Here is a 12,367-nt window from a genome sequence, read left to right as displayed (position 1 = left end):
CCGACAAGCCCCCTCGCCACAGGCCCGCTCCCACATTAGATCTGCGTCGTTTCCAGACTGTATTGCCGCCCACAAAGCCTTCGGGCAAACTGCCCCCCGTTCGATTCCGACCCGGGGAAACACTCATGCACGCCATCATGCTCAAGGCCAAGCTGCATCGCGCCGAAGTCACCCATGCTGTACTCGATTACGAAGGCTCTTGCGCCATCGACGGTGAATGGCTGGACCTGTCCGGCATCCGTGAGTACGAACAGATCCAGATCTACAACATCGACAACGGCGAACGCTTCACCACCTACGCGATTCGTGGCGAAGAAGGTTCGCGCATGATCTCGGTCAACGGTGCCGCGGCCCACAAGGCCAAGGTCGGCGACCGCGTGATCATCTGCGCTTACGCTCACTACAGCGAAGCCGAGCTGCTCAACTTCAAGCCGCGCATGCTCTACATGGCGCCGGGTAACGAACTGAGCCACACCAGCAATGCCATTCCAGTTCAGGTCGCCTGACCGAACCGCCCCCCTGCCAGCTTTCCGTTTGTCGGACCGCTCCTGGTTAAATGTTAAAAAAGTACCGGGAGCAGGTCAGACAAAGTCAAGACAGATTGCAGCGCGAGGTTTACTGTATTCGCCCTGCGCCAGAAATCGTGTCGACGCAGTTGACCGGACGCCCACCCACAGCGCTCCGGGATTTTTAGTGTTCAAAAGGCCGTTCAAGTAAAAGGAAAACCGCAGCGATGGCGTATTACCGCACTCCTCACGACGTTACCGCTCTGCCCGCTTGGCAAGCGCTGAATGACCACCGCCAAGCCATGCAGGATTTCAGCATGCGCGAAGCCTTTAATGCCGATCCGCAGCGTTTTAATCAATTCACCCTCAGCAGCTGCGGCCTGTTTCTCGACTACTCGAAGAACCTGATCAACGCCGAGACCCGCAATCTGCTGGTGGGCCTGGCCAACGAAGTCGACCTCAAGGGCGCGATCAAAGCGCTGTTCTCGGGCGAAATCGTCAACGCTTCCGAAGGACGCCCGGCCCTGCACACCGCACTGCGCCGTCCGGTGGGCGACAAGCTGTCGGTCAACGGCGTCAACGTGATGCCCGACGTGCACAAAGTGCTGAACCAGATCACCGATCTCGTGGGCCGTATCCACGACGGTCTGTGGCGCGGTTACACCGAGAAGCCGATCACCGACGTTGTGAACATTGGCATCGGTGGCTCGTTCCTCGGCCCCGAGCTGGTGTCCGAAGCGCTGCTGTCCTACGCCCAGAAAGGCGTGCGTTGCCATTACCTGGCGAACATCGACGGCAGTGAATTCCACGAACTGACCATGAAGCTGCGCGCCGAGACCACGCTGTTCATCGTCTCGTCGAAATCCTTCAACACCCTCGAAACCCTGAAAAACGCCCAGGCCGCCCGCGCCTGGTACCTCGCTCAGGGCGGTTCGGAAGCTGAGCTGTACCGTCACTTCATCGCCGTCTCCAGCAACAACGCGGCGGCCGTGGCGTTCGGTATTCGTGAAGAGAACATCTTCCCGATGTGGGACTGGGTCGGCGGCCGTTACTCGCTGTGGTCGGCCATCGGTTTGCCGATTGCCCTGGCCATCGGCATGTCGAACTTCAAGGAACTGCTGTCCGGTGCCTACACCATGGACCAGCATTTCCAGAGCGCGCCATTCGAACAGAACATGCCGGTACTGCTGGCGTTGCTCGGCGTCTGGTATGGCAACTTCTGGGGCGCGCAGAGCCACGCGATCCTGCCGTACGACCACTACCTGCGCAACATCACCAAGCACTTGCAACAGCTGGACATGGAATCCAACGGCAAGAGCGTGCGCCAGGACGGCACGCCTGTGTCAACCGATACCGGCCCGGTAATCTGGGGTGGCGTTGGCTGCAACGGTCAGCATGCTTACCACCAGTTGCTGCACCAGGGCACCCAACTGATCCCGGCCGACTTCATCGTGCCGATCGTCAGTTTCAACCCGGTGTCCGACCACCACCAGTGGCTGTACGCCAACTGCCTGTCGCAAAGCCAGGCATTGATGCTCGGCAAGACCCGCACCGAGGCTGAAGCCGAACTGCGTGACAAGGGTATGGCCGAGGATGAAGTGCAAAAACTGGCCGCACACAAGGTGATCCCGGGCAACCGTCCGAGCAACACCCTGGTGCTCGAACGTATCAGCCCGCGGCGTCTTGGCGCACTGGTGGCGTTGTACGAACACAAAGTCTTCGTGCAAAGCGTGGTCTGGGGCATCAATGCCTTCGACCAGTGGGGTGTGGAGTTGGGTAAAGAGCTGGGCAAAGGCGTCTACAACCGCCTGGTCGGCAGCGAAGAAACCCCGGCCGACGATGCTTCCACCCAAGGCCTGATCAACTACTTCCGCGGTCGTCACCGCGGGTGATAGGCTGAAGGGGCGGTTTACCCGCCCCTTCAACTTGCAGCACCGACAGTTCCACGGCACCGGGTTTACTGCAAAATCGGTGGCGTGCGCTATCACTGTAGGAGCGGCCGAAGGCTGCGATCTTTTGATCCTGGTTGTAAAAAACAAGATCAAAAGATCGCAGCCTTCGGCAGCTCCTACGAGGGTCGCGCAGCTCCCCTCTTGTCGCAAAACAAGAATAAGGAACCGTCATGTTCGATATCAGCACGTTCCCCAAAGCCGATGCCGTCCGCCGGGCTGCACAGTTGAGTCAGGACGACTATAAGCGCCTGTACCGTGAATCCATTGAACACCCCAGCACCTTCTGGGCCGAACAGGCCACACGGTTCCTCGACTGGAGCACGCCGTGGCAGACCGTTCAGCGGTACGACCTGAAAACCGGTGACGCAAGCTGGTTTGCCGGCGGAAAGTTAAACGTCAGTTACAACTGCATCGATCGTCATCTGGAAAAGCGTGGCGATCAAACCGCGATCATCTGGGAAGGCGATGACCCCGCCGAATCCATCCAGATCACCTACAAAAAACTCCATCACAACGTCTGTCGACTGGCCAACGTGCTCAAAAGCCGTGGCGTGAAGAAAGGCGACCGCGTGTGCATCTACATGCCCATGATCCCCGAAGCCGCCTACGCCATGCTCGCCTGTGCGCGGATCGGCGCGATTCATTCAGTAGTGTTCGGCGGATTCTCCCCGGACTCACTGCGTGACCGGATCCTCGACGCCGACTGCCGCACCGTAATCACCGCCGATGAAGGCGTGCGCGGCGGTAAATTCGTGCCGCTCAAACAGAACGTCGACAAGGCCCTGCAAAGTTGCCCGCACGTCAGCAGCGTGATCGTGGTCGAGCACACCCAAAACCAGGTGAATTGGGTTGAAGACCGCGACCTCTGGTATCACCAGGCCCTGCGCGATGTCGGTGACGATTGCCCGCCAGAGCCGATGGACGCCGAGGACCCGCTGTTCATCCTCTACACCTCCGGCAGCACCGGCAAACCCAAAGGCGTGCTGCACACCACCGGCGGCTACCTGCTGCAAGCGGCAATGACCTTCAAGTACGTGCTCGACTATCGCGACGGTGAAGTCTTCTGGTGCACCGCCGATGTCGGCTGGGTCACCGGCCACAGCTACATTGTCTACGGGCCGCTGGCCAACGGCGCGACCACGCTGATCTTCGAAGGCGTACCGAGCTACCCCAGCACCTCGCGCTTCTGGCAGGTGATCGACAAGCACCACGTGAACATCTTCTACACCGCCCCGACCGCCCTGCGCGCGTTGATGCGTGAAGGTCCCGGGCCGTTGAAGGAAACGTCCCGCCAGAGCCTGCGATTACTCGGCACTGTCGGCGAGCCGATAAACCCGGAAGCCTGGGAGTGGTACTTCAATACGGTCGGCGAGCAGCGCTGCCCAATTGTCGATACCTGGTGGCAGACCGAAACCGGCGGCATCATGCTCAGCCCACTGGTCAGTACCCAACGGGTCAAACCCGGTTGCGCCACCCAACCGATGTTCGGCGTGCAACCGGTATTGCTCGATGAACACGGCAAGGAAATCAAAGGCGCCGGCAGTGGCGTGTTGGCCATCAAGTCCAGTTGGCCGGCGCAGATCCGCAGCGTCTACGGTGATCCGAAACGGATGGTCGAAACCTACTTCAAGCCCTACCCCGGCTACTACTTCACCGGCGATGGCGCACGCCGAGATGAGGATGGCGACTACTGGATCACCGGGCGCATCGACGACGTGATCAACGTCTCCGGGCACCGCATCGGCACCGCCGAAGTGGAGAGCGCGCTGGTGCTGCACGACAGCATTGCCGAGGCCGCCGTGGTCGGTTACCCCCATGACATCAAAGGCCAGGGCATCTACGCCTTCGTCACCCCCATGAACGGCGTCGACCCCAACGACGATCTGAAGAAAGAACTGCTGGCCCATGTCAGCCAGGAAATCGGCAGCTTCGCCAAACCGGACTTGATCCAGTGGGCCCCGGCCCTGCCGAAAACCCGTTCGGGCAAGATCATGCGACGGATCCTGCGCAAGATCGCCTGCAACGAACTGGACAGCCTCGGCGACACCTCGACCCTCGCCGACCCGAGCGTGGTGCAGGGCTTGATCGACAAACGCCTGAACTCATAAAGCGCTCGCGCACCCGCCGTTTGGCCGAGCCATTCGGCGGGTTGCGCAAGCAAGCCCGCTCCCACAGGTGATCTTCAGTGAACACGAAAATTGTGCCTCACCTAAATCCACTGTGGGAGCGGGCTTGCTCGCGAAGACGGCGGCACAGTCACCACATCCCTCGCATTTGCCACCCAAACTCAAAGCCCAGAGCTGTTAAACTCCCGCGCCCCCAATTCCCTCCAGCAAGGCGCCCAGCATGTCTTCCTTGAATCAGGCGCTGTGCGCCGCCCTTGATCGTCGCCAGGACCTGCTCGCCGAGCTGCATCAGCAAGGCACCGATTGCTATCGCCTGTTCCACGGCAGCCAGGAAGGTGCCGGCGGCTTGACCATCGACCGCTATGGCCCGCAACTGCTGGTGCAAAGCTTTCATCAGTCACTGGAGCGTGACGCCCTGCTGCAATTGCATGAAATCGTCAATCAACAGCTGGGCCTCGATAGCCTGCTGGTCTACAACGACCGCTCCCGCGGCAACTCGCGCATCGACCGCGAAGACACTGTGTACCGCGCCGACGAGGCCGCCCTGCAAGACTTGATCGGCCACGAATGGGGGCTGAATTATCGGGTTCGCGGGCGCCATGCCGGCCAGGATCCGTTGCTGTTTCTCGACCTGCGCAACGCCCGCGGCTGGGTCAAGGCACACAGCAAAAACAAAAGTGTGCTGAACCTGTTTGCCTACACCTGTGGCGTCGGTCTCTGCGCTGCGGCCGGTGGTGCCAGCGAGGTGTGCAACCTGGACTTTGCCGAAGGCAACTTGGCGGTCGGCCGCGAAAACGGTCTGCTCAACCCGCAATTGCCGACCATGGAGTTCATCCAATCCGATTACTTCCCGGCGATTCGTCAATTGGCCGGCCTGCCGATCAGCCAGCGTCGCGGCCAGAAGCTGCCGAGTTATCAACGTCTGGAACCGCGTCAATACGATCTGGTGCTGCTCGATCCACCGGCCTGGGCCAAGAGTGCTTTCGGCACGGTCGACCTGTTGCGCGACTACCAGAGCCTGCTCAAACCGGCACTGCTGACCACTGCCGATAATGGCGTGCTGATCTGCTGCAACAACCTGGCGAAGGTCAGCATGGACGATTGGCGCGAACAGGTGCTGCGCTGCGCAGAGAAGGCCGGACGCCCGGTGCGTGAGTGGACAGCGCTGACACCGGGCAGCGACTTTCCGTCGATGGATCAACAACCGCCGCTGAAAACGCTGATCCTGCAGCTCTGAAAATCCACACCCGTTATCAGACAAATCCTATAAAGCGTGATTGCTTCGGAACCGCAAACGCATGCCATACTCCAAGGCACTCCGATTCCGACAGATGAAGCCACACATGCCCAAAGGATTGATCCGCGCTATCGGCGCCCTGTTAACAGCCCTGGCCCTTTACAGCCTGCTGGGGTTTCTGATTTTGCCGGGCATCGCGTTGCGGGTTGCCAACCAGCAATTGGCCAACTACGCCACGACGCCCGCGACGATTTCACGGATCGAACTCAACCCGTTCAGCCTTGAAGTAACCCTTTGGGGCCTGATCATCGGCGAGCCGGGCAAGGAACAAGTGGGCTTCGAACGCCTGTACGCCAACCTGCAGATCGACAGCCTGTGGACCAAGGCGCTGCACCTGTCCGATATCGAACTGGACAAACCCAAGACCGAAATACTCTTCGGCAAGGACGGCCAGCTCAATCTTCTCGGGCTGTTCAAAATCCCCGCCAGTGAACCGACCCCGGTCGACCCAAACGCCAAACCCTTCCCGCTGCGCGTGGAGCGGATCAAACTGGCCGGCGGCTACGTGCATTTCGAAGATGCCCGGCCCAGCGAGCCCATCGAGTTTCTCTACGACAAACTGGATTTCGAGCTGAAGAACCTCAGCACCCTGCCCGACGACAACGCCGACATGACCCTGGTCGCGGTCGGCCCGGCCGGCGGGCAGATCGACTGGACCGGCAATTTCAGCCTGAGCCCGATCGCCTCTGAAGGTAAGCTGAAAATCACCGACGGCAAGATGAAATCCTTCTGGCCCTACGTGCGCGATGCTGTGCCACTGGTCCTGGAAAACGGCGTCCTGAACCTGAGCACCGACTACAAACTCAATCTGAACAAAGGCACCGAACTGCTGCTGGACAACGTCGCCGTCAGCGTTGCGCCTTTCGCCATCAAGGCGCCGGACGGCCGACCGCTGGCGAAGCTCGAACGTCTGGACATCAGCGACACCACCGTGGACTTGGCCAAGCAGCAAGTGGTGGTCGGCAAGATCCGCAGCCAGAAACTGGAAACCTGGGCAGCCCTCGAAGCCGATGGGCAACTCGATTGGCAAAAACTGTTCGCCAGCCAGCCGTCCAAACAGGCGGCCAAAGCCAACGCCGAACCCACCAGCACACCCGCGGCAGCCGATTCACCGAAGCCCGAGCCGACTGCACCGAGCAAGCCCTGGCAGGTGCTGCTCAAAGACGTGCAACTGCGTAATTATCAAGTGCACCTGGCCGACCGCAAGGCACAACCCGCCGTGGCACTGGAGCTTGGCCCACTGAACCTGGACCTGCAGAATTTCGACAGCCTCAATGGCTCCCCTTTCAACCTCAAGCTCGACACGGGCGTGGGCAAGCAAGGCAAGATCATGGCGGACGGCACGGTCAATCTGGCCCCGATCAGCGCCAAACTGAACGTGCAGACCAGGGATATCGACCTGCGCGTCGCCCAGTCCTACATCAATCCGTTCATTCGCCTCGAACTGCGTAGCGGCATGCTGGGCAGTGATCTGGCGGTCGACTTGAAAAGCACCGAGCCGCTGGCGTTCAGCGTCACAGGCAAAGCCCAGATCGACCAGTTGCATACCCTCGACACTCTGAAAACCCGAGACTTCCTCAAGTGGCAACAGTTGGCGCTCGAAGGCCTGAACTATCAGCACGGCGACAGCCTGTCGATCGACAAGGTCAATCTGTTCCAGCCCTATGCGCGCTTCATGATCAACGATGACCGCACCACCAACATCGATGACCTGCTGATCCCGCAACCGGCCGACTCCGGCGCCAAGACCGCCGCGGCCAAACCGGCAGCCGGAAAAGAAAAACCGCTGGGCATCCACATCGGCGGCATTGCCATCAATGACGGTTCGGCAAACTTCGCCGACTTCAGCCTGACACCGAACTTCGCCACCGCCGTCCAACAACTGAACGGCAACATCGGCACCATCGACAGCCGCCACGTAAAACCGGCCAACGTCGACGTCAAAGGCAAGGTCGACCGCTATGCCCCCGTGACCATCAAGGGTTCGGTCAACCCGTTCGACCCGATGGCCAGCCTGGACATCGCCACCAGTTTCAAACGGGTGGAACTGACGACCCTGACGCCCTATTCCGGCAAGTTCGCCGGTTACCGCATCCGCAAGGGCCGGCTCAATCTGGATCTGCATTACAAGATCACCAACGGTCAGCTCCTGGCCGAAAACAAAGTGGTGGTCGAGCAACTGCAACTGGGTGAAAAAGTCGACAGTCCGGATGCAGTAAGCCTGCCGCTGAAACTGGCGATTGCCTTGCTCAAGGATGTCGATGGCAAGATTTCCATCGAACTGCCGGTGAGCGGCGACCTGAACAACCCACAGTTCAGCATCATGCCGATCATCTGGCAGACCCTGCGCAATCTGATCGTGAAGGCGGCCGCGGCGCCGTTCAAAATGATTGGTGGGCTGGTCAGCGGCGGTGGTTCAGAGGACCTCGGCACCGTGGCGTTTGCCCCCGGTTCGAGTGACTTGAGCAAGGAAGCCGAAGCGACACTGATCAAACTGTCCCAGGCGCTCAAGGAGCGTCCGGCCCTGCGCCTGGAAATCGAAGGCACTGCCGCCAAGAGCAGCGACGGCCCGCTACTCGCCGAGCAACGCCTGGAACGGGAATACCAGTACAACTACTACAAAATGCTCCAGCGCCGCGGTGACAAGGTGCCGGCCCAAGCCTCCATGCTGGAAGTGCCGGACAGCGAGAAAGGCCCGCTGCTCGAAGGCATCTACCGCACACGCCTCAAGATCCAGCCGCCCGCGGAATGGAAGGATCTGGGCAAGGAAGAACGCAGCAAAAAAATGCGTGAAAGCGTGATCGACTTCTGGAGTTCCAGCGAGGTGCTGTTGCGCCAACTGGGGCAAGAACGGGCCAGCAGCATCAAGGACTACCTGGTGGACAAAGGGCAGTTGGCCGATGACCGCGTGTACTTCATCGACGCCAACCTCGGTGAGGCCGAAAGCGATGGCCGCGTGGTGACGGCCTTGCATCTGGATGCCGAGTGATGGGCGCGCAATGGCTTATGAGCCTGGCCCTGGTATTGGCTGCCGGCCAAGCCGCGGCGGCCGATACCCTGCGCTGCGGCAGTCAATTGATCAGCGTCGGGGACAGGTCCAGCGAAGTGCTGCAAAAATGCGGAGAGCCCGTCGCCCGCGACCTGCTTGGCTACAAGCGCAGCGCCAATCGACGGGAAGAGTTTCAGGTCGAAGAATGGACCTACGGGCCCAACAGCGGGATGTACCAGTACCTGCGCTTTGAAGGAAACCGATTGGTTCAAATCACCAGCAAACGCGGTAACTGAACTCGCGCCCACAGTTTTTTACGTTGCTCCCAATAGAACAGGCCCCGACACGAATGTCGGGGCCTGTAACGGCCACGTCCATATGGACTTTCGCATGAACTCTCAAAAAGCGACAGACGTATGACTTGGCCCGCCTGCCGCATCTTCTCCCGGTCCAGGCGAGAAGCCTTGCCTTACTCGGTTTTCAGGCCGTCAGCGGACACCGCTTTGACGCCTTTGATTTTCTTGGCGATGGCCACGGCGGTGGTTTTCTGAGCTTCAGTCAGCGCAACTGTGGACGACAGTGACACTACGCCTTTGTTGGTTTCGACTTTGATATCAGTGCCTGGAATGCCTTTTTCGGTCACCAGGTCTGCTTTGACTTTGGTCGTGATCCAGGTATCGGAAGTAGCTTCCTTGGCTTTGGTCACTTCACCGGCGGCCAGCGTCATGGGAGCCTGGGTGGTTTGCGCGGTCTGTGCAAATGCAGCGTTGGCCATGGTCAGAGTCAGCGCGGTGGCAGTAGCGGCAGCAATAGCGAACTTCTTCATACGAGTAACTCCTGTTCTTCTGGAAAATCTGCTGCGTGTCGTCTTGTCAGCAGGGTTACCAGAGACAGTGCGAACGCTATGCCAACTGCTCGATAAAAAATAAATACATATAAATCAATAACTTAATAGCAATGACAATTTTCGAAATCATGCAAAATGCATGAGTGCGACATTATCTACATGCAAGTTGCGGGTTTTAACGCAGGTCTAAGGGCATGAATTGTCGGGGGTTTTCTGGATTATCGGATCGCCCCCCCAAATGACGAGCAAAAAAATGCCCCGTGTCGTGAGAACGGGGCACTGGGTATGCCTGGCAAAGTGAATCAGGTACCGCTGGCGGTGCAGCCTTTTGGACTGTACTCCGGCGCAACCGTGGTGGCGCAAGTCCAGCCACCGGCGAGGGTACGCGAAAGCGTAACGGTTTTGCCGAGCACCGGCCCCGGTGCGTTGAGAATCGTGCAACCAATACTGCCCACACCGGTAGAGGCGGTACCCGTCGCTGTAATCGTGCAATTACCCGTGGGGGTCGTCGCGCCGATCCCGGCGGGGGCGGCAATATCGGTGCCTTGATTAATAATGTCTTCGAAAGGCACCTTCAGTGCCGAGATTTCTGCAACCGCAGCGGTGACCTTCGCCCGTGATTGGTACTTCGAATACTGCGGTAACGCAAACGTCGCCAGAATCCCGATGATCGCCACCACGATCAGCAGCTCGATCAGGGTAAAACCATTTTGATTTTTCATAGACAGGCTCCATGCATGAGTCGAAATCTCATGATCTGTACAGGGTACAGCACAGGTCATGCCAAGTCGTATGCGCCCCTGCAGACTGGGCTCGGGATCACGAAAAAGACCTTTCCTGCTCCCAGGATCCGCAGTTTCTGACACTTTTTGTCACCTCACCTCGGCTGGTTTGGTTCCACTGCTTGACTAGGCTATAAGTCATTAACCGCCTGCGTCCGGAATCCCAATGAATGACATTGCCCTTAGCGGTCTGGCCAAGCAATTGGTGCTGGCCGAGCTGATCACTGATCAAAGTGCGCAACAGGCTTATCAGCAAGCCCAACGCGATCGAGTCTCACTGGTCAGTTATCTGGTGCAAAACAAACTGCTGAAAAGCTGGCAGGTCGCCGAGGTGGCTTCGGAGCATTTCGGCATGGCCCTGCTGGACCTCAACTGCCTGGAAAAAGACACCCAGCCCAAGGGGCTGGTCAGCGAAAAACTGATCCGCCAGCACCACGCCCTACCCCTCTGGCGACGCGGCAACAAACTGTTCGTGGGGGTTTCCGATCCGAGCAATCAACAGGTCATCAACGACATCCAGTTCAGTACCGGGCTGAACACCGAAGCCATCCTGGTCGAAGAAGACAAACTCAGCGACGCCATCGAAAAATTCTTCGACAGCCACGCCACCGGCCTGGAAGAGATGGCCGATGTCGACCTCGACGGTCTGGACATCGAGTCGGTCGACGACCAGAAACAGGACGCCATCGCCGGGCAGGACACCGATGATGCGCCCGTGGTGCGCTTCGTCCACAAGATGTTGCTCGATGCGATCAAGAGCGGTTCTTCCGACCTGCATTTCGAACCCTACGAGAAATCCTACCGCGTGCGGATGCGCACCGATGGCATCCTGCATGAAGTCGCCAAGCCACCAACGCAACTGGCCAACCGCATTGCTTCCCGGCTCAAAGTCATGGCCAGTCTCGACATCTCCGAGCGGCGCAAACCCCAGGACGGGCGGATCAAGATGCGCCTGTCCAAGAGCAAGTCCATCGACTTCCGGGTCAACACCCTGCCGACCCTGTGGGGCGAAAAAGTGGTGATCCGGATCCTCGATCCGTCCAGTGCGCAAATGGGCATCGATGCCCTCGGCTACGAGCCCGAGCAGAAAGACCTGTACATGGCCGCCCTCAAGCAACCACAGGGGATGATCCTGGTGACCGGGCCCACCGGTTCAGGCAAGACCGTGTCGCTCTATACCGGGCTGAACATCCTCAACACCGTCGACATCAACATCTCCACTGCCGAAGACCCGGTGGAAATCAACATGGAAGGCGTCAACCAGGTCAACGTCAATCCCAGGCAAGGAATGGATTTCGCCCAGGCGTTGCGCTCGTTTCTGCGCCAGGACCCGGACGTGATCATGGTCGGCGAAATCCGCGACCTCGAAACTGCCGAAATTGCCATCAAAGCCGCACAGACCGGGCACATGGTGCTTTCAACCCTGCACACCAACAGCGCCGCGCAAACCCTGACCCGCCTGCACAACATGGGGATTCAGGGCTTCAACATTGCGACCTCGGTCAGCCTGATCATTGCCCAGCGCCTGGCGCGCAAGTTGTGCAGCCATTGCAAGAAACCCATCGAGATTCCCCGCGAGACGCTGCTCAAGGAAGGCTTCCCCGAGGAACGCATCGGCTCGTTCACGATCTATGAACCGGTCGGCTGTAATCAATGTAACGCTGGCTACAAAGGGCGAGTGGGGATTTATGAAGTGGTAAAGAACACCCCTGACCTGCAACGGCTGATCATGGCCGAAGGCAATTCACTGGAGATCGACCTGCAGATGCGCAAGGACGGCTTCAACGACCTGCGCACGTCGGGCTTGCTCAAGGCCATGCAAGGCATCACCAGCCTTGAAGAAATCAATCGGGTCACGAAGGACTGAA

Annotated in this window: 9 protein-coding genes; 7 read left to right on the top strand and 2 right to left on the bottom strand. The window is 59.1% G+C overall.

Features of this window, described 5'->3' with window-relative positions; all coding sequences use genetic code 11:
- Window positions 1–125: 125 nt before the first annotated feature.
- The 6 genes from panD (at window position 126) to AC1RL4_RS27865 (ending at window position 9,166) form a co-directional block, all read left to right on the top strand.
- The gene (gene panD, locus AC1RL4_RS27890) at window positions 126–506 is read left to right on the top strand and encodes an aspartate 1-decarboxylase (protein ID WP_008153310.1); all 381 of its coding nucleotides are present in this window, start codon (window positions 126–128) and stop codon (window positions 504–506) included.
- 227 nt (window positions 507–733) lie between these two features.
- Entirely contained in the window at window positions 734–2,398 is a 1,665-nt protein-coding gene (pgi, locus tag AC1RL4_RS27885; protein ID WP_018930196.1) for a glucose-6-phosphate isomerase, read from the top strand.
- A 230-nt stretch (window positions 2,399–2,628) separates the two neighbouring features.
- Window positions 2,629–4,566: an acetate--CoA ligase gene (acs, locus tag AC1RL4_RS27880; protein WP_230173162.1), complete on the top strand. Its 1,938-nt coding sequence runs from the start codon at window positions 2,629–2,631 to the stop codon at window positions 4,564–4,566.
- A gap of 238 nt (window positions 4,567–4,804) precedes the next feature.
- Window positions 4,805–5,821: a class I SAM-dependent rRNA methyltransferase gene (locus tag AC1RL4_RS27875; protein ID WP_019582866.1), complete on the top strand. Its 1,017-nt coding sequence runs from the start codon at window positions 4,805–4,807 to the stop codon at window positions 5,819–5,821.
- A 61-nt stretch (window positions 5,822–5,882) separates the two neighbouring features.
- A complete protein-coding gene (locus AC1RL4_RS27870; RefSeq protein WP_178119838.1) occupies window positions 5,883–8,870 on the top strand; it encodes a DUF748 domain-containing protein in 2,988 nt (995 codons plus the stop codon).
- Complete coding sequence (locus AC1RL4_RS27865; RefSeq protein ID WP_019582868.1) at window positions 8,870–9,166, top strand: DUF2845 domain-containing protein; 297 nt, start codon at window positions 8,870–8,872, stop codon at window positions 9,164–9,166. Before AC1RL4_RS27870 ends, AC1RL4_RS27865 begins: the two co-directional genes overlap by 1 nt.
- A 173-nt stretch (window positions 9,167–9,339) precedes the next feature.
- Here AC1RL4_RS27865 and AC1RL4_RS27860 read toward each other — a convergent pair whose 3' ends face one another.
- Together AC1RL4_RS27860 and AC1RL4_RS27855 are read right to left on the bottom strand one after the other, a co-directional pair.
- Window positions 9,340–9,696: a BON domain-containing protein gene (locus AC1RL4_RS27860; RefSeq protein ID WP_028940360.1), complete on the bottom strand. Its 357-nt coding sequence runs from the start codon at window positions 9,694–9,696 to the stop codon at window positions 9,340–9,342.
- Between the two features lie 323 nt (window positions 9,697–10,019).
- A complete protein-coding gene (locus AC1RL4_RS27855; RefSeq protein ID WP_019582870.1) occupies window positions 10,020–10,439 on the bottom strand; it encodes a pilin in 420 nt (139 codons plus the stop codon).
- A 226-nt stretch (window positions 10,440–10,665) separates the two neighbouring features.
- Here AC1RL4_RS27855 and pilB point away from each other — a divergent pair, with 226 nt between their 5' ends.
- Complete coding sequence (pilB, locus tag AC1RL4_RS27850) at window positions 10,666–12,366, top strand: type IV-A pilus assembly ATPase PilB (protein ID WP_019582871.1); 1,701 nt, start codon at window positions 10,666–10,668, stop codon at window positions 12,364–12,366.
- Window position 12,367: the final 1 nt, after the last annotated feature.

This window comes from Pseudomonas sp. GW822-FHT07A10, assembly GCF_058798795.1.
The sequence above is the reverse complement of the archived record's forward strand: the minus strand, read 5'-3'. Positions and strand labels throughout refer to the sequence as shown.